This is a genomic window from Phycisphaeraceae bacterium (assembly GCA_019636675.1).
GTDB lineage: Bacteria > Planctomycetota > Phycisphaerae > Phycisphaerales > UBA1924 > JAHBXC01.
The window spans coordinates 210,452-228,853 of the sequence record JAHBXC010000001.1; the positions used below are offsets into that span (position 1 = coordinate 210,452).

An 18,402-nucleotide genomic window follows, 5' to 3' on the forward strand; every position below is an offset into this window, starting at 1 on the left:
GATCGCTGTCACGTGGAACCTGAATCACTCGTGCTGGAGCTTGCCATCGGGGAAGCCGGCGACCGGGGTCGGGTCGTAACCGGACGCCCAGAAGTTGCCGTCGCCGTCGGTGGCCCAGCCGGCGGTGGCCGAATCACGGGCGACGGTCATGAACGCGTCGGTGCCGGTGATCAGGTTGTACATGCCGACGTAGCTGTTCAGCGGGGGTTCCTTGATGTAGGACTCGCTGATCAGGACGCCCCAGCCGTCGTTGGCCTGGCCGTCGCCGAGCGTCGGGTACACGCCGCGGTTGCGGACGCGATAGAGCTCGACCTGGCTGACGATCGTCTGCAGCTGGCTCTTGAGCGTGCTGCGAACGGCCGACTCGCTGGCCTTGGTGAACTGGGGGATCACGATGGCCGCGAGGATCCCGAGGATCACCACGACGATCAGGATCTCGACAAGCGTGAACGCGTTGCGGCGGATGCGGTGCATCAGCGTCTGCTCCTGGCTAGTACTCGGACGACCTGTCTCGTGACCAACTACACGATTCGGCCTTTCCCGAGGGTCGCCCCGCGCGGGTCCTGCCGAACACGCGACACATCGGGAAATCCCGGGGAGTCCATCACCGTTGGCACGCCAACGCGGCCTCTCGCGCCCTGCCGAGTCGGCGCAGCCCGAACATCCCGCCCACCCGAACCCTGACGACCAGCGAGGTCCCTTCAGTGAACGCCAACGAAAGAAGGGCGACGCGTCCGGAAACGCGCCGCCCTTTCGGGTGAATCGGGGTGGGTCGGGCCTTCAGTCGGCGCCGAGCAGCAGCGGGACGATGCTCCGGCCGGGCAGGTTCAGCGCCCCGAGCAGCGACGCCGCGGCGATCGCCTCGTCGTCGGGCCCCTCGGACGCCAGCTCGAGCAGGCGGCGCACGTGCCGGTCATCGAGCATGGGGCCGAAGCGCTTCGCCGAGTCGCTCACGAGGGTCATGAGCGCGAGACGCTCGCCGCCCTCGGCGGCAAAGGCGGCCTCCATCAGACCGACCTGGGCGCGCCGCTCGGCGATGCGCGAGAGCACATCGGCGACGAACAGGCGAACGCCTCCGGAGGTGGTGTCGAGCGCCGAGAGCAGCGGCGCCGTCGCGTCGCCAACATTCAGCGCCGAGCGACCGCCCGCGATGTCGCGCAGGACGCCCAGCGCGCCAACGGCGCGGGTGTTCATGTCCTGGGCGCTCTCCTGGCCCCAGCCGGCGCCGGCGAGGAGCGTGTCGATGCCCTCGGTGATCTGCGACTCGCTCACGCCCTGACGCATCAGGCGCACCAGCGGCGAGGAGCCAAGCGTGGTGGTGCTGAGCGCCGACATGTCGTCGTAGGGCAGAACCGCGAGGATGGGGGTCACGCGCAGCTTGGCGTCGGCGCGTGCGCCGCGCAGGATCTCTTCCGTCGCGCCGCGCCCCTGGTCGACGACGAGCAGGTCGACGCCCGGCGCGTCGGCGACCGCCGCTCGCACCTCGTTGAGCGTCGAGCCGCGCCCGACGACGGTGTACCCGCGCGCCTGGAGCATGTCGGTGAGGCGCTGCTCGGACTCGATCGAACGACCGAGCACGATCGCGAAGCGGTCGCCGGCGTCGCGGACGGCCGACGCGAGGATCGGGACGATGCGCTCGGAGCCGGGGAACGACTCGCCCGGGCGGGCGTTGCCGAGCACCATCGCGGCGGCGAACTGCACGCGACGATCCGCGTAGCTCAGCGCGTCGAGAAGGGGCTTGTCGGCCGGCGTGCCCGACCACAGGGCCGCACCCCCGGCGGTGCGCGAGAGCGCTTCGATCGCCAGCAGCGCCAGCGCCGTGTCGCGATCTGCCAGGGCGCGGGCGAGGACCGCCTGCGTCGCGTCGGAGCCGGCTGCGACGGCGTAGTACATCGCGTCGCGGCGCTCGACGCCGTAGGTCGGGTTGTCGTAGTCAGACGGGCTGTCGATCTCGCGCGAGAAGTTCGACGCGATCCACAGGGGCACCGCTCCGGCGATGTTCGAATCCTCGCGCAGCGCCCGCTCCGCGAAGCGCATCGCCATCGCCTCGTGGAACACCTCGGTGCGCACCGGGGTGGGGAACAGGCCGACCGCCGGGTCGTACACCCAGACGAGCTGGTGCTCTTCGCCGGCGAAGCGGGTGAGTTCGCGCGGCTCGGCGTAGTACCGCTCCGCCAGCTGGAGATAGAGCTCCGCGGTGGTGCGCGCGTCTGCCCCCGGCGAGACTCGCGCCAGCGCCTGCGTGGCCGCGGCGCGCACGCCCGGCACCGACGCCTGCGAACGAGCCAACTCGGCCAGGAAGGGCGCCGACTCGGCGTGCCCGATCTCACCCAGCACGATCGCGACCTGCTCCTGCCCGGCCGGCCCGAGGCGCGGGAGGGCGGCGGTCAGCGGCGCGACGGCGTCGGCCTCGAGGTCGCGCAGCAGGCGGCGTGCTTCGAGCGAGGTCACCGGGTCGTTGGGGTTCAGCATCGCCGCGAGCAGCTGGGGCACGGAGTACTGCCCGGCCTCGATCAGGCGCTGACGCGCGAGCGTGCGTGCGCGCAGCGGGCCGGAGAGCAGTTCGATGTTGCGGGTGATCGCGTTGGGGTCGCGGGCCTGCTCGAGACGCCCGTTCTCGAGCAGACGCGAGAGCTCGCCGGCGATGGGCTGCAGGCGCGCGTCGCGGAGCGCGTCGCGGACCGCCTCGTCGAAGCGGACCTGCGCCTGGGGGGTGTCCTCGACCAGCGCCAGGAACTGGCCCGGGGTCAGGCCCAGCTCGAGCAGCGCCTTGCCGAAGGACTCCGCCAGCTCGCGCTGGTCGATCTTCACATAGTGGATGAAATCGGCGAGCAGCTGGTCGGGGGTCATGTCCGACGCGCGGGCCCGCGTCGCGGACTGCGCCTGGGCCGGGGTCGACGCGCTCAGGGGGGCGGCCAAGACGGCCGCTCCGGCGACCAGAGCGAGGGTTCGGGCAAAGGCGAGGCGTCGCGAGTTCGGCACGATCGGCTCCAGCGGGGGTCCGGGGGTTCGGAGTCAGGGCCGCGGGGAGATCAGTTCCGCGGCGTACAGAACAGGAGGCGGCCACCGGACAGCCCGTCCGGGACCGCCATGGTAGTGGCACAGTCGGCCCCTGTCCGGACCCGGCGCGATCATCGCGCCAGACCCGCACAGAGGGTCGGGCAATCCTTTCGCGGGCCAGCCACAGGGGTTCCGCCCGCGGGCGGGGAAGATAGCCGGGGAAGGCAAGAGGCACAAGGCATGGGGAAGGCGCGAGGGGGAGAAGGGAGCGGGGAATAGGGAGTGGGGAGCAGGAAGAAGGGAGAGGGAAAGAGCGAGTCTGCACCCCCTCCCGCTCGCGGGAGGGGGCGGGGGGAGGGTCTCCGCTTGATACATCCCGTCACCGGGTGGCGTGGTACGGCGAAGCCGTGCCACGAAAGAGGTTCACCCACCCCTCCTCCCCCCCATCGCCCATTGCCGACTGCCTATTGCCCCTCCCCCAACGCTCTCATCGTGAACACCTGCCCGATGTGGTACGCGTCGTGCGGCAGCATCTCGGCGAGTTTCTCCGCCGCCTCCTCGCTGCGCGCCATCGCGTCGGCGATCAGTCGGTGGCTCGCGGCGTAGCGCGCCCTCGCCGCCGCCCACGCGGGCTCGGAGACCTCGGCGGGCTCTTCCCAGTTCCGGCGCGCGATCTCGTCGTCGGTCGGGCGGGCGCCGTCGAGACCGGCGACGACGACCTCGCGCCAGAAGACGATGTGGTGCAGGATCTGCCAGACCGAGTGAACCCGCTCCGACGCCCCCTCCGGCCTCCACGCCGCCTGCGCGGCGGAGAGCCCCTCGAAGGCGTCCTTCCACGCGGGACCCCAGCCGGGGGAGGACCACGCGGAAGACCATTGTTTAAGGACACGAACCTTCATTTTCCACCGCCACAGCCGGGGGTATGTCCAAGCAAATGCACGTGATCAACTTTTGAAAACACACGACCACGCGGAGATTTCAGCAAAGAACCATCGCGCCAATCTCGCATCAACGCCTTGTCGTCCGTCCAAATTGTTCGGGCACCAGAAATCCTAGCGATTGCAATAATATGTGTATCATTAGATTTACATCGCGATGAGATACGAGACGCCTCGGTCTCAACGCTATCTCTTGGCACTACCTTCAGCTTGCCCATCCGATCCAACTCTGAAAAAAATTGCGATGCCGCTTGAATTTTAACGATCTCGGCTGCGTGATCACCGCCCGTGACCGCTTGGCCCTTATCGCTGAGCAACCATTTTCTGACGGCGATCGCCTCGGCAGAAGAAGCCCATACGGCACCCTGAGCACGGTTTGCATCTACTAGTAAGCACATCTAGATTTACCCACCAAAGAGTCGCATCTGTTCGCTAATAAAGAATTCGCGATAGGACTTGGGAACACTCCTGAGGCTCCCATCGGGCGAGAGTGGCATCGACGAGACTGAAGTCGCCCGCCCTTTCTTACCCAGAAAATGCACAATGACATTGTTAGAATCAACCAAGCCTTCTCGCACGCACATTCTCACGCGATCGATCAGATAGTCGCTGTGGGTCTCAACTACGCACACAGAATTCCTGCGCGCGACCGCGCCAAAGAATGAGCCAAGAGCAGCTTGCGCCCGTGGATGCAGATGAACTTCTGGCTGCTGGATTAGATGCAGCCGATCTTCAGCTCGCAGCAGATCCACTACGATGGGGAGGATTTGGCTAACTCCATATCCAACATCAATGAGATTCCACGCCGCCTTGGCAACTTCGACGCGGACTCGGAACGGTCCGCTTGCAACTCGGCCAAGCTGCTGAATCTCTACATTATCAAACATTCCAGAAAGTCGGCCAAACTCCCTCAAGCCAGCAAACAGTGATTTGGCACTAGGGTTGCGCAGCGATTCGGCACGAAGTCTGGCCAACAGAAGGGGCACATGGCCTCCTTCGGGCTCTGGCGAATCTACTATGGGATCATAAGTACGGTTGGGCCTGCTTCTGACTGGAGCGAAAGCCACTGGCTTGCAGCTCTTGGCGACTGCGTTTCCCGCATAAATTAACCGATGAAACATGTCAATGTCGGTTTTTTTGCGGGTCGCAAGCCACTTTCTAACTAACAGTTCCTGCTTGCTATCTGTCGGAATGGACGACAGATGGGACATTTCTACAAGCATTCCGCCGACATAATATCTCTGAGCTCTAACCGGAAACGACGACGGCATCGAGACCGAGTCGCTGTCAATGGTAAATTCAATTGAACCAGCAGTGGCGTCTGTGGCGCCCTTGAGCGCAATCTGATATTTGCCAGAAGAAAATACTGTTGCAACTGGAGTTGGGATGCCTTGGCGGTCCACGAACTGTGTGGTTATAGAGCCGCATCGCTTGTCGTCAGGCCGAGTAGAATTCGACCTGGATCTGGCAAGGGGTGCGTGTATCCCCAGCTCAAACGACTTAGATTTTCCACCTCGGCCACCACGGTTGCTGGCAATATCATCAAACGAGCCTAAAAAGAATGGCTCTCGGTTAAAGTTGGGAGGGACATCGCCGGACAATTGCTCAAGGGCAAGGCGAAGCATGGCAAGAAGCGTCGTTTTTCCCGCGCTATTTTCGCCGACGAGGATAGTTAGCGGCCTGACAGCGATCCACACGGGGTCGAAGAAGCTTCGAACGCTGTCGAGTCCAAGGCTGAACCTGCATGATGTGTCACTGGGTTCCAGAGTGCGGAGCATTGGCTAAAGAATCCTGTCTTCCTTCCCGATCCCAAACGCCGGGGCCACATTCAACTGTACCAACTTCTCCCCCTGCACGCGCTTCGCCTCCTCCGCGTCCACATAGTCCGAGTGGCACGCGGCCTTCGCCTCCGCCTCCCCCACTACCGCCTTCTTGGTCTTGCTGGCGAGCCGGTGGATCTCCTCGGGCTTCAGGTAGCCGCGCTGCTTGAGGATCTCCTGCTGCTCGGGGGTCAGGGCGTCGGACTTGCGGGGGGCGCCGGCGACCGTGCCGTCCTTGCCGCCCATGCGTTCGAAGCCCTCGGCCTTGCCGGAGGCAAACTCCTGGATCTCTTTGCTGATGCGGACCGAGCACCAGTCGTGGCCGCACATCGCGCAGAAGTCGGTGTCGACATCGAGGTCCTCGTCGTGGTAAGCACGCGCGAGGTCGGGGTCGAAGGACAGGTCGAAGTGCTTCTGCCAGTTCAGCGCGGCGCGAGCGTCGGTCAGTTCGTCGTCGCGGTCGCGCGTGCCGGGGATGCCCAGCGCGATGTCGGCGGCGTGGGCGGCGATCTTGTACGCCACGCACCCCTGCTTCACATCGTCTCGCTTCGGGAGCCCCAGGTGCTCCTTGGGCGTGACATAGCACAGCATGCTGGCGCCGTGGTAGGCGGCCATCGTCGCGCCGATGCAACTGGTGATGTGGTCGTACCCCGGGAAGATGTCGGTGACGAGGGGCCCGAGCACATAGAACGGCGCGCCGTGGCAGAGGGTGCGCTGGAGTTTCATGTTGAACTCGATCTGGTCCACGGGCACATGGCCCGGCCCCTCGACCATGACCTGCACGCCGCGCCGCCAGGCGCGCTCGGTCAGTTCGCCGATGGTCTCGAGTTCCGCGAGTTGCGCGTCGTCGGTCGCGTCGGCGAGGCCGCCGGGGCGGAGCCCGTCGCCGATGGAGAAGGTGACATCGTGCTCGCGCATGATGTCGCAGATCTCTTCCCACATGGTGTACATGAGGTTCTCGCGGCCGTGGGTGAGCATCCACTTGGCGAGGAGCGACCCGCCGCGCGAGACGATGCCGATGCGGCGCTTCTTGACGAACTTCAGGTGGCCGCGCAGCACTCCGGCATGGATGGTGAAGTAGTCGACGCCCTGCTGCGCCTGCTTCTCGAGGGTCTCTCGCACGACCTCTTCGCTGAGGTCTTCGAGTTTGCGCCCGATGATCATCGAGTAGATGGGCACGGTGCCGATGGGCGCGGTGGAGTGCCTGCAGAACGCCTCGCGGCAGGCGTCGAGGTCGCCGCCGGTCGACAGGTCCATGATGGTGTCGGCGCCCCAGCGCAACGCCCAGTCGAGTTTCTCGAGTTCCTCGTCGGTGCCGCTGGAGATGGGCGAGGCGCCCATGTTGGCGTTGATCTTGGTCTTGCTGGCGCGCCCGATGGCCATGGGGTCGAGCCGGTGCGCGAGGTGGTTGCGGTTGGCGGGGATGACCATGCGCCCGGCGCCGACCTCGTCGCGCACCTGCTCGGGGGTCAGGTGGGGCTCGCGCTGGGCGACGCGCTTCATCTCGGGGGTGACGACGCCGAGTCGCGCGCTCTCGAGTTGGGTGATCGGGGTGAAGCCCTTGGGGTAGATGACGCGCAGGCGCTCGCCGCTGGCGAGGGCGAACTCGACGGCGTCGCGCGCGTCGCCCAGGCAGGGCGCGCAGGGCTTGCCGACGGGGGCGTCTTTGGGCAGGCGCACGACCGACCAGCCCTCGGGCAGGAAGTCCCACGCGGTCTTCTTCGACGGCGCGGGCATGCCCGGGGTGTCGGGCGAGGAGAAGGCGAGCGGCCCGCCGACATCGGCGCGGTTAGCGAAGGAGCCGGGGGTGGTGACATCCGGGTTCGTGCCCGGGTTGTGGGCGCCGCGGTGCGGGACCTTCCATCGCTGGGTAGGCGTGAGGTCGTTCGCGGGCGTGTGATGTCCGTTGGTGTTCGTCGCGGTCATGGTCGCTTTCCCTCCGCCGGTGCGAGCCGGATCAGGTTCGACGGGTGCCTCTCAGCGACGGCACACAAGCGGCCGCCGCGCCCCGAGCGATGTGATGTACTACCACTGTAGCGGGGCGCATACGCAGCGGGTCGCGAATCCCCCACTCGCGTCTCACCGAAACCGCCCTCCCACGCCGAAACTCTCCCCATGCCAAGCCACCGGCAGATCCACCCCAACAGCCAGGCGACCTTCAAGGGCCTCCCCCGTCTGGACGAGCAGACGCTGCACATCCGGCGCGAGCGGGTGTTCGTCGTGCTGGCGGGGCTGTTCATCGCGACGCTGGCGATGCTGAACATCCTGGGGATCAGCCGGTTCATTTTGCTGGGGTCGCTGGGGCAGACGGATTCCGGATGGGCGCTGGGGCTGGGGCGGATCGTGGGCGAGAACCCGCTGATCTTCGCCGTCGCGGTCGGGGTGCTGCCCTACCCGCTGACCTTCCTGTGCACGGACTTCATCAGCGAGTTGTACGGGCGGGCGCGCGCGAACTGGGTGGTCGCGGTGGGGTTCCTCGTGAACCTGTGGGTGGTGTTCATCCTGTGGCTGGGGACGACGCTGCCCGGCGTGGTCCCGAACGACCCGGTCACGGGCGTTCCCCCCCTGCCGGTGTTCGACGAGGCGACGCGCTCGTTCGGCGAGACGGGCTGGACGCTCTTCCAGATCAAGACGCTCGCGTTCGGCGCCGTGATGGCCTCGATGATCGCGTACCTCGCGGCACAACTCACCGATGTCTACATGTTCCACTTCTGGAAGCGCCTCACCAAGGGCAAGGCGCTGTGGCTGCGCAACAACGGGTCGACGGTCGTCAGCCAGTTGGTCGACACGACGGCGGTGATTCTGATCACGCACTTCTACGCGCGTGCACTGCCGATCGACGGCGCGCGCGACCTGTGGCCGCAGTTGCTGCTGTTCATCGGCACGGGGTACGCGTTCAAGTTCGTGGTCGCGTTGATCGACACGGTCCCGTTCTATGTCGGGACTCGCTGGCTGAGCCGGTACCTGCGCGTGGACCCCGGGGCAGAGCACCGCGCGACTGAACCGCTCGCTGGCTGAGCGCCGGCGAGATCATCGCGCGACGGGGGTGGAGCGGGTGTCCTTGAGGTGCTGGTGCATCTCGGTGAGCATGCGCTCGCGGGTGCGGGACTCGGTGGATCCATGGTCGAGCCCGGACTCGATCTGGATGTAGCCTGCGCCCTTGTCATAGCCGAGCTTCGCGACATCGGCGCGCAGGAGCTCGACGCTCTTGTTCATGAAGAAGTTGTCGGCGTCGCCCGCGATGATGCGCACGCGATCGCGCAGGATGGGGCCGAGCCGGTCGGGCGCGCCGCGGAGCATGTCGCCGATGTCGCGTGCGCGCCACTGCTCTGCGACGGAGTGATCGATCGCGCCGGTCTGGGGGTCGAAGAGCCGCGCCGGCCTGCCCTGGGAGTCGACCGGGCCGAAGGCTGCCTGCCAGGACGCGAGCTGCTTGGCAGAGGTCAGGCCGGGGCCCATGACCTCTTCCATGCGCGCCGCCTGCGAGGTGGTGCAGCGGACCTGACCGCCCTTGCGGAAGAAGGGCCGCGCCTGGCCGCTGGGGTCCGTGAAGAAGTTCGCGTCGGAGTAGATGTCCACGGATTGGAAGGCGCGGAAGTCGAGTGGGTCGGGGCTGGCGGCCCAGGCGCCGCCGAAGACATCGGGGAAGTTGACCTGCAGCCAGACGGCGCTCCAGCCGCCCGAGCCGTGGCCCCACAGGAGGCGCGCCTCGGGGTCGGCGATGAGGGAGTACCGCTCCTCGAGGATGGGGATGAGGTCGTTCACGAGGGCCTGCGCCATGGGCCCGTTGGCCGGCGAATCGGACCACAGCGAGTGGCCCCACTTCGCCTGGGGGCTGACGGTGATGACGAAGGCGTCGGTCCAGATCGCGTGGTGCTCGTCGGGGCGACGGATGCGCTCTGCGCCGAAGAGGTACGCCTCGCGATGGTCGCCGCCGAACTCGCTGGTGAGGGCGAAGCCGGGGAGGACATAGACCGCGGGGTACGACTTCTCGGGGTCGTAGTCCTTGGGGAAGGCGACGCCGATGTCGAAGCGGACATCCTCGCGACGGAAGGCGCTCATGGTCGGGCTGTCGACGCGGATGACCTCGACGCCCGGGAGGTTGGGCAGGGGCTTGAAGCTGTTGTTGAGCAGCGGGAACTGGATGTAGGGCTCGCGGTCCTCGGCGGAGATCTCGAACACGCGCAGGGGCGAGTAGAGGTTGCTCATCTCGTGCAGCCACGAGGTGTGGGTCTGTTCGCGGTCGAGGACGACCTGGCCGCGGTACTTGCCGTTGGGGAGCTCGGAATAGGCGCCCGGGAAGCCGAGCGTGGGGCGGAATTCGATGACGTCTCCGGCCCGGGCGTTCTGGACCTGCATGCTGAACATGGGCTGGGGCTCGTCGTGGAACGGGCCGTCGGTGGGGTGGAAGGACGCCGGCAGGGCCGCGTCCTCGCGCATCAGATAGAAGGTCAGGGTCCCGGTGAAGGGGGCGCCGGTGGTCAGCGGCGGGATGGTGACCCGGACGACCGGCTCGCTCTTGGCGAGGGCCGCAGGGGAAGCGACGAGGATGCCCGCGAGGGCCGCTCCGGACAGGAGACCGGCGACCTGGGACGACACGCGTGGGCTGCTCATACGCGACATGGCTGCGGGGAACTCCTAGAGACCCCTGTGGGAGGGGCATTCAACGACAGGCGAGGGCTGGGAGGGCGGGACCTGGCCGCCTCTCACGCTCGGACGCGAGCCGGGGAACCGTGTTCCCGTGTCGTGACCGGCCGGCGCACCGGGAGATTCCATCGGTCCGATGGTCCGGGTCGATGAAGGGTTCCGCCCCGGCCGCTGCGTCCGAAGTCTTGCATTCGACGATTATCGGGGTACCTTGGAAAGACCGAGGAACTTCCCATGCGGACCGCCTCAGCCGACAACCCCTCGCGACCGATCGCCTTCACGCTGATCGAGCTGCTCGTGGTGATCGCCATTATCGCGATCCTGATCGGGATCATCATCCCGGTGCTGGGCATCGCGCGCGCCAAGGCGCGCGACACGGTCTGCCAGGTCAATCAGCGCAATCTGGTGCAGGGCTGGCACAACTACATCGCCGACCGGCGACGGTTCCCGAACTTCGAGACCAGCACGCAGCCCCGGAACGACCCGCCCCTCGCGACGCGCTGGGGTGGTCCGGAGCCCAAGGTCACCGCCCACTTCGGGCAGACCGTGCAGCTCACGACCCGCCCGCTCAACCAGTACCTGGGTCTCGATGATCGCTCGCGCGTGCGCATGGAAGCGTTCCGCTGCCCCCGCGACAACGGCGCCACGCACGCCGGGCTGAACATGGACCTGCGCCAGGCCGACGGGCTCAACACCGTCTACCTCGACGACGACGGCACCGACAACTCGATGTACTTCCTGCGCGGCAACTCGTACTACGCGAACGACTGGGTGTGGGCGAATGTCGGCGCCGTCGACGGCGCCGGCCCGGCCGGCTCGCGCCGCTGGAACCACTACAACGTCCCCGATCAGGTCCTCGCGTATCCCTCGGACACCATGGCGATCGCCGACGGCGGCGCGGCGTTCGCCATCTCGATGACCCCTGCCCAGCAGCGCTTCCACCAGATCGCCATGGGGTGGTGGCACGGCGAAGACCGCACCAACATGGGCATGTGGGACGGCTCGGTGAAGTTCGTGAAGTCCCATGTCGGGGGCGCCGGGCCCGAGTTCAACCGCTGGCTGATACCCGAGCGCCACAAGCCCGAGGGCACCCCCATCGCCTTCTTCTCGGCGCTGCGAAACCCCGACCTCGCGACGACCGGCCCGGACCGCTGAGACGCGTCGGCGCACGGGTCAGTCAGCAGGCAGGTCGAAAGACACCTTGAGAAGTTGCGGGTTCGACGGCGTGTTCGGCGTCGAGGTTTCGGGTTTGGCGTGTGCCTCGACCGAGCCGCGGATCCGAGGCCCTCGCGCTGTCATGTCGACGCGCGCCGTCGAGGACACGAACTCGAGCGTGTATCGCTTGCCGCCCAGCTCGAGCCCGACAACGCCCTCGCGCTTCTCGGGCGCGTCGCCTGCGCTGAAGGTCCACGGCGTGCCGTCGTCCTTGAGGGGCCACTCGCCTCGAGGAAGCCCGATGACGGCGTCGCCGCGCGCACCAGAGAGGTTGAGCGCCGCGACCAGAACGACCGTGGAGCCGTTGGGGTCGCCGGTGGAGGGAAGCGCGATGAGCCCGTCGATCGCCCAGGTCCGGCCCCCGATCGCGATGATCGCCCTGCCCTCGCTCATGGGCGCGCCCTCGGCGTCGTCGCCCTGCGAGGGGTTGCTCTCGCCGCCCCCGGCCGCAGCACCCCCACCGGCGCCAGCGCTGCCCTCTTTGTCGACCTTGCAGCCGGGGCAGAGCAGATCCTCTGCCAGATCGAGCATGTTCTGCTCGAAGGAGAGCGACCAGTCGCAGCCAGCCATGCCCAGCGTGGCCGTTGCGAGCGCGAGGGCGCCAACGCGGGCGGCGAGTGTGTTTCGGAGTGTTGTCGTCAGCGTGGTCATTGATGCCATCCCTGGTCCTTCGTGCAGAGGAACGGCCCCCGTCGCGCTTGCCTCGCGAGCGGGTAAATCCTCCCCTGCGTAAGCCCGATACGACCGATATGTCCGGTGGGATGCGTCGGCCCATGGCCCTCGCCCCCTTCAGGCGATATCTTGCACTCGCCCAGTCCCACCCGCGATCATCGACCCCGATGATCCTCTCCGACTCTCGTGCCCGAGGAGCTTCCCGTGCTGGTTTCTTCCCGCCGCTTCGTGCTCGCCCTTACTCTCGCCGCGTCGCTCCCCCTCTCGCTCGTCGGCTGCACGACGGCGCGCCACGCCAGCGCCAGCTTCGAGGCCCCTGCCCTGAGCGAGGCGTCGGTCTCCGGCCCGGCGATCGACATCAGCAACCTGCGAGGCAACATCGATGTGCGCATCGATCGGCGCCTGAAGGAGATCAGCGTCGAATCCAAGGTCCGCGTCGACAAGAACGGCAAGCACTTCGACCTCGACATCATAAACGAGAGCGTCGAGGTCACCTCCGAGATCCAGGATCGCGGCGGGCTGCCGGTCCTCGTCGTCACCACCACCTCCCGCCGCGAGGAGCAGGACTATTTCGTCGACCTGACGATCCGCATGCCGGCGGCCGAGGGCATTCGAATCCGCTCGGGAGGGGGCGAGATCCGCGTCTCGGGCGTTGTCGGCGCCGTCGAGATCGAGAACGCCACGGGCCCCATTGAGGTCAAGACGCCGTCGCCGATCACGCAGCCCTTCACGATCCGCACCGGCTCGGGCAATGTGTATGTCCAGGCCCCGCCCCAGAGCACCGGGCGGGTGACGCTGAACGCGACGGGCGGGCGCACGATCCTCGAGGCCAACCAGGGCGGAGTGGTCCTCGAGAAGATCTCGACCACGATGACCCAGCTCACCGGCATCGTGAACAAGGGTCAGAACCCGATCACGGTTTCGACCGTCGACGGGAATGTGCGTCTGCTGCTGCTCGACGATCCGATGGCCCGGACGCGATTCCGTCTCGACATCCCCTGACCCGCGCGACTCAGTCGAGCGGTCGCTTCGGCCCGTTGTCCGGCCCGCCCGCGCCGCGCATCGCGTCTCTCTGCACCTGCGCCACATACCGGCACAGCTGGTCGACGACGAAACGCTCGTGGGACGGGTTGAAGCGGAAATCGAACGCGTACCCGGCATAGGTTCGCTGCGAGCTGTCGATGTGCGTGTGCACGAGGCGCGCCGTGACGCCGAGGGGCGCCGGGATCTGGGGCGTGAGATTCAGGCGCAGCCAGAAGTACGGCCCGCTCTCGAGACTTCGCGTCTCGAGCGGGTCGACCATCAGGCCAACGCCGCCGCCGCCGATGTTCACCAGCGTCGAGAAGAACGGTGGGCCGACCTCGGGCAGCAGGATCTCCTGCGCGCTGCGGCCGATTCGCCCGGCGACCGCGCCGCTGAGCAGGTCGTGGATCTCCGCCTGATTCGCCGTCTCGGCCGACACGACGGTGCGCGGGTCGAGCAAGGCGCGCACCTCGACATGCGGCAGGCGCAGGCCCATGGTGGAAACTCGATAGAACGACCGGCGCTGGCACCGTTCCACGTCGTCCGGCGCAGCGACGCGCACGCCGGCGACACCGTTTCCCCGCGCGTCCCGCGCGTTGGTCAGCCCGAGGACGCGCGTCCGGAACATCCAGCGGTTCTGCCCGATCGCGATGATCGCGACGAGCCCGACGCCGGGCGCAAAGTCGACCGGGCGACCGAGAACCATCGGGTGCTCGAGCACGATCTCCTCGTCGTTGACCGAGAACACCCGGCAACGCCAGATGAGGTCGCCCCCCGACGCGTTCGGCTCGGGCGACAGCGCGCCGTTCTCGGGCCTGGGAACGCTGATCTCCAGCCCTCCCTGACGCGAGGCGAGCTGTTCCAGACTGCGGCGCCAATGCTCCGTGCGAGATCTCGTCGCGGGCAACGCTCGACTCCTCGGGCTGAAGGACTCTGCACTGACCGGGACATAAGGCGACCGACAAGGGCCGTGGGGCGTCCCGGTCTCGCACTGTCGGCATGGAAAGTCTGCGTATTCACGCCCGGCGCAGGGCGCCGGTCCGAAGAATCAGACTGGGCGGAATAGGAGCAGTGCGCCGGTCGGGTCGGGCTCGGGCGCCGTCCACCCGCTTGACAGCGCCAGCAGGCGCAGGGACCCGAGCGACCACAGCCGGAGCAGGCGATCATGCTCCCGGATGCTCCAGTCGTCCGGATCGACGCGCGGGCCCCGGCGCAGCGCGACGATCTCGTCCCCCGGCGCCCAGACCATCTGCCATTGGTCGTCGTCGCTGACTCCCTCCTGCCAGTTGCCCTCGGCGACATCGCGCCAGATGTCGGCGACGAAGTTGTCGATCGCCAGCCAGCCGGGCGGGTCGAGCGCCTCGCGCAGCCGGCGCATCATCGCGGCAGCTCGAGCGACATCGTGGAACTCAAGGAAGGTGTTCCCCAGACACCACGCGCCCTGGGCGCGCGAGGAATCTCCAAATACGAGTGGTGTCGACGCGTCCAACGCATCCGCGAGACGCGTCTCGATGCGCCGGTCATCAGCGGAGATGGCCGAGAGCGCGCCGGGGTCGATATCAAGCCCGAGCACGCGCACCCGCTGCATCGCGCGAGCGACGCGCCCGTCGCCGCAGCCAAGATCGATGCCTCGCTCGACGCCCTCGCGCCGGCAGAGCTCGTCGAGGGCGCGGAGCTGGAGCGCGTGCGTCTCGTCGTCGAGGGGGAGCCAGTCGTCGCGTTCAGAAAAGGCCCGGCTCATCTGCGGGGCCTCGCGCGCTCGCGCCGCAGCTCGCGTGCGCGGCGCGCGACCTGCTCGAGGTAGCGGTCGGCGTCGGCGATCTCCCTTTCGCCCGGCTCGGCACGCCCGAAGCGGGCGCGGTAGTACAGCGACGAGAGCCCGGTCATCGCGTCGGCGAGCGCGCCGTCGATCGGGCGCAGCGACGCGGAATGATCGAGCGCCCCCTGCCAAGGCGCGCGATCGAGCCCGCCGCGCGCGAGCGCCGCCTGCGCCGTGGCGTAACGGCGCTCGATCGCGGCCAGGCCCGGGCGCCCGGCCCCGACACGCAGCGCGCGGAGCACGCCCCACGAGAACGCCGGCAGGCGCAGTCGCCCGGCGAGAAGGCGCCACCCGAGCGTCGCGAGAAAGAGAACGGCGGCGGTCCCGGCGAACACGATCATGCCTGCGCCGAACGCGCGGAGCAGTCGCGGCACGAGCGCCGAGGGCGCCCACGGGTTCGAGCGTCTGCCGCCGCTGGATCGCTGCTCTGCGTCGTCGACGATGCCGAGCCGGGCCAGCACGCTTCGCTTCATCTGCTCATCGAAGCTCACGATGTACACGACCCAGTAGTACTCGAGCGCCTCGTACGCCTGGCGCAGGCGGTGCAGCACGCCGGTGCGCTGCGTGATGCCGAGCGCCCCGTCCAGCGAGGGCGAAGGGTCGTAGGACATCCAGACGCCTGGCGCTGTCCGGACCTCGACCCACGCGTGCGCGTCGCGCTGGCGGACGGTGTAGTGCCCGGCCAGGTCGTTGTACTCGTGCGCGCGGTAGCCCGTGACCACGCGCGCCGATACGCCAAGACTGCGCAGCATCGCCGCCATCGCGGACGCGTACTGCTCGCAGTGGCCACGCATCCGTACTGTCAGGAAGTGCTCGATCGGATCGACGCCCACTGGAGAGGGCGTCATCTCGGTGTCGTACTGCCCGTTGCGACGGAAGTGGGTCTCGAACGCGCGCGCGATCTGCCCGTCCAACTCGGTGAGCTCCTCGCTCGGGTCGCGCTCAAAGTCGGCGCGATCGAGGATCTCTCTCGCCAGCTCGGCGACGGCCTCCGAGACGACGATGGGACCGAGCGCTCCGCCCGGGAACCGCTGGGGAACATACTCGGGCGTCGCCTCGATCGTGTACGCGAAGCGCCCGCCGCGCCCCTCGGCACGGATGACCAGGTCCCACGACCCGACCCGCAGGTCCGTGTCGCGGTCGAGGAGCAGCCCCACCGGGCGCATCGGCGCGAAGATGTAGTCGGTGTCCTTGTTGCGCATCGTGACGCGGTAGGTAAAGGTCGGAGCGTCGGCCCGCGAGCGGGATATCTCGTTGCGCCCCACGCCCGATCCGCGTGTCAGCGCCTGCGGGCCGGCGCCGTCGCCTCGCGTCCACGAGAAGGACGCCGGGTCATAGGCGTCGAGGACCGCGCCGCGCAGCAGCACGGGCCGGTCCGACGCGCCGATGTTCCTGCCGTCCGAATCCGTCACCACCAGGTCCATGACCGGTTCTTCAGAGCTTGCGAGCTGGCCGCTGCGCTGCAGCAGCACGCGGTCGGTGAACCCCGTGGTGGCGCCGTCGGCGCGCGGGTCCCACTCCCCGAGCATGTCGGCGCCCACGCCGCGAGGCATGATGAAGTACACGATGAGCGCCAGGAACAGGCAGACCGGGAGCAGTCGCAGGCAGAGCGCGCGGAGCTGGCCGATCGCTTCGCGCGGCACGGAGAGGTGTGTCGTGGTCGCGCGCTCGCCGTGCGCCCGGGCGTGGCCCCGGGCGAACTGGTGAAGGAGGATCGTCCAGCCCGCGACCGGGATATACGCCGCCATCAGCACGCCCACGAGCAGGATGTTGCTCGTCAGGATCGAGGCGACGGCGCCGAAGACGCTCATGAGCAGCAGGAGCCCTCGCCTGTTCGTCGGGCGCGGGTCGAAGACGCGGATCACGAGGCCCCAGGCGAGCAGGTCGCCGACCGACTCGACCAGCAGCTCGCGGTCTCCTGAGACGCGGATGACCGCCCAGCCGACGACGCCCAGCGTGAGCGCGTTGAGCAGCAGCACGAAGCCCTTGGCCGCGCCGGCGTCGGCGGGCCTGGACTCGCGTCCCGTGTGGAGCGAGAACCCCAGCACGATCAGCATGCACGCGATCAGGCCGAGGGCTGTCGCCTCGCTGGCGAGGAAGAACATCGCGGTGCTGAGCAGCGTCGTGGCGAGGATCCATTTGTCGAGCGAGCGATGAAACTTCACGCGCCCCCCCCCGGCAGCGACGCGTCGTCGGCGTCGATCACGATCACCGCGTCGCGCGTCGCCAGATCAGCGACGCTCGCGCCGCGCGACATCGATTCCGAGGCGAGGTCGATCAGGGCCAGCGTGTCGAGCAGCGTCGCGGCGTAGGCGTCGCCCGGGCGCGCCTCGAGCAGCGTGTCGAGCGCCGGGATCGCGAGGCCGACCTCCACGCCCCCTCGTGCCGCGTGAACGATCGCGCTCGCCGCCAGACTGATCGCTCGCTCGTCGAGCGCGTCGCGCGCCGGCCCTGCAGGCCCGCGCGAGAGTCGCAGCGCCACGATGACCCGCGTCGAGTCCGGCGCCGCGTGCTCACGCACCATGAGCGCGCCCGTCCTGGCGCTGGCGGCCCACGCGACCCGGCGGACGCTATCGCCCGGCGTGTACTCGCGGATGCCGAAGAACTCTTCGCCCCCACCCACGCGACGCGCCGCGTTCTCGAGCTCGAGCGAGCGTCGCGCCAGCCGGCGGCGCAGCGCGTCGGGCATCTCGACCAGCGCGGGGCGCACGATCACCTCGCGCCAGCCCTCTCTCGCCGGCGCCGGCATGAACGACACGCTCTTCTTCACCGCCCCGAACGGGAAGCTCGTCGTGATCCGCGCAGGGCCCAGCGACCAGCGGCCGCGCTTCGAGGGAACCACGATCGCTTCGGCGTGCGCCGTGCGCCGACGCCCCACGAACGCGAGGAACGCCCTGGGCTGCGGCATGCCGGCGGGCCACGTCGGGTTCGCCCCTGCGCCGACGCCGCCGCGGCGCAGCTCTTCGATCTGCAGCGCGAACGCCGGGATGCCCTTCCCAAGATGCTCGACCTCGTACACGATGCGGAGCGGCGAGCCGACGTAGGCCTCCCCCACCGACGATCGCCGGAGTCGGACGCGCATCAGCGCCGAGCCGCTGACGAAGCCCGACGCGATCAGCGCCGCCAGCGCCACGCCGAACCCGAAGAAGAGCAGGTTGTTCTGGCTGTTGATCGCGCCGATGCCCAGCAGCACGGTGACGCCCGCGAACAGGACGAAGGACATCGTGAAGTGGTACTTCCGGGCGATCCTCATCGGTCACACTGTACG

General features: G+C 68.1%; 15 protein-coding genes and 1 riboswitch. Of the genes, 3 read left to right on the forward strand and 12 right to left on the reverse strand.

Going from position 1 to position 18,402, the window contains the following annotated elements; all coding sequences use genetic code 11:
- Window positions 1–24: 24 nt before the first annotated feature.
- The 6 genes from KF684_00935 to thiC form a co-directional block, all read right to left on the reverse strand.
- Entirely contained in the window at window positions 25–474 is a 450-nt protein-coding gene (locus KF684_00935; GenBank protein ID MBX3351470.1) for a type II secretion system protein, read from the reverse strand.
- Between the two features lie 306 nt (window positions 475–780).
- A complete protein-coding gene (locus KF684_00940) occupies window positions 781–2,919 on the reverse strand; it encodes a HEAT repeat domain-containing protein (GenBank protein MBX3351471.1) in 2,139 nt (712 codons plus the stop codon).
- A gap of 545 nt (window positions 2,920–3,464) precedes the next feature.
- Window positions 3,465–3,899 carry a DinB family protein gene (locus KF684_00945; protein ID MBX3351472.1) on the reverse strand — a complete coding sequence of 145 codons (435 nt, stop codon included), beginning with the start codon at window positions 3,897–3,899 and terminating at the stop codon, window positions 3,465–3,467.
- On the reverse strand, window positions 3,896–4,255 hold the full coding sequence (locus KF684_00950; protein MBX3351473.1) for a PIN domain-containing protein: 360 nt from the start codon (window positions 4,253–4,255) through the stop codon (window positions 3,896–3,898). Before KF684_00950 ends, KF684_00945 begins: the two co-directional genes overlap by 4 nt.
- 87 nt (window positions 4,256–4,342) lie before the next feature.
- Window positions 4,343–5,716 carry an AAA family ATPase gene (locus tag KF684_00955; protein MBX3351474.1) on the reverse strand — a complete coding sequence of 458 codons (1,374 nt, stop codon included), beginning with the start codon at window positions 5,714–5,716 and terminating at the stop codon, window positions 4,343–4,345.
- A gap of 3 nt (window positions 5,717–5,719) precedes the next feature.
- Window positions 5,720–7,495 carry a phosphomethylpyrimidine synthase ThiC gene (thiC, locus tag KF684_00960; GenBank protein ID MBX3351475.1) on the reverse strand — a complete coding sequence of 592 codons (1,776 nt, stop codon included), beginning with the start codon at window positions 7,493–7,495 and terminating at the stop codon, window positions 5,720–5,722.
- 179 nt (window positions 7,496–7,674) lie between these two features.
- Window positions 7,675–7,779, reverse strand: a riboswitch (TPP riboswitch).
- Between the two features lie 94 nt (window positions 7,780–7,873).
- Between thiC and KF684_00965 the strand changes: the two genes are divergently transcribed.
- Window positions 7,874–8,776 carry a queuosine precursor transporter gene (locus KF684_00965; GenBank protein ID MBX3351476.1) on the forward strand — a complete coding sequence of 301 codons (903 nt, stop codon included), beginning with the start codon at window positions 7,874–7,876 and terminating at the stop codon, window positions 8,774–8,776.
- Window positions 8,777–8,788: 12 nt separating this feature from the next.
- Here KF684_00965 and KF684_00970 read toward each other — a convergent pair whose 3' ends face one another.
- Window positions 8,789–10,372, reverse strand: a complete 1,584-nt coding sequence (locus KF684_00970) for a hypothetical protein (protein ID MBX3351477.1) — start codon at window positions 10,370–10,372, stop codon at window positions 8,789–8,791.
- A gap of 267 nt (window positions 10,373–10,639) precedes the next feature.
- Here KF684_00970 and KF684_00975 point away from each other — a divergent pair, with 267 nt between their 5' ends.
- Entirely contained in the window at window positions 10,640–11,560 is a 921-nt protein-coding gene (locus KF684_00975; GenBank protein ID MBX3351478.1) for a DUF1559 domain-containing protein, read from the forward strand.
- Window positions 11,561–11,578: 18 nt separating this feature from the next.
- Here the strand turns inward: KF684_00975 and KF684_00980 are convergent, their stop codons facing one another.
- Window positions 11,579–12,271, reverse strand: a complete 693-nt coding sequence (locus tag KF684_00980) for a hypothetical protein (protein ID MBX3351479.1) — start codon at window positions 12,269–12,271, stop codon at window positions 11,579–11,581.
- A 225-nt stretch (window positions 12,272–12,496) separates the two neighbouring features.
- Here KF684_00980 and KF684_00985 point away from each other — a divergent pair, with 225 nt between their 5' ends.
- A complete protein-coding gene (locus KF684_00985) occupies window positions 12,497–13,294 on the forward strand; it encodes a hypothetical protein (GenBank protein ID MBX3351480.1) in 798 nt (265 codons plus the stop codon).
- A gap of 10 nt (window positions 13,295–13,304) precedes the next feature.
- Here KF684_00985 and KF684_00990 read toward each other — a convergent pair whose 3' ends face one another.
- The 4 genes from KF684_00990 to KF684_01005 form a co-directional block, all read right to left on the reverse strand.
- Window positions 13,305–14,222: a flagellar brake protein gene (locus KF684_00990; GenBank protein ID MBX3351481.1), complete on the reverse strand. Its 918-nt coding sequence runs from the start codon at window positions 14,220–14,222 to the stop codon at window positions 13,305–13,307.
- Window positions 14,223–14,363: 141 nt separating this feature from the next.
- On the reverse strand, window positions 14,364–15,056 hold the full coding sequence (locus KF684_00995) for a class I SAM-dependent methyltransferase (protein MBX3351482.1): 693 nt from the start codon (window positions 15,054–15,056) through the stop codon (window positions 14,364–14,366).
- The gene (locus KF684_01000) at window positions 15,053–17,299 is read right to left on the reverse strand and encodes a DUF3488 domain-containing protein (GenBank protein ID MBX3351483.1); all 2,247 of its coding nucleotides are present in this window, start codon (window positions 17,297–17,299) and stop codon (window positions 15,053–15,055) included. The genes KF684_00995 and KF684_01000 overlap by 4 nt, the downstream gene beginning before the upstream one ends.
- Window positions 17,296–18,387 carry a DUF58 domain-containing protein gene (locus tag KF684_01005; GenBank protein ID MBX3351484.1) on the reverse strand — a complete coding sequence of 364 codons (1,092 nt, stop codon included), beginning with the start codon at window positions 18,385–18,387 and terminating at the stop codon, window positions 17,296–17,298. The genes KF684_01000 and KF684_01005 overlap by 4 nt, the downstream gene beginning before the upstream one ends.
- Window positions 18,388–18,402: the final 15 nt, after the last annotated feature.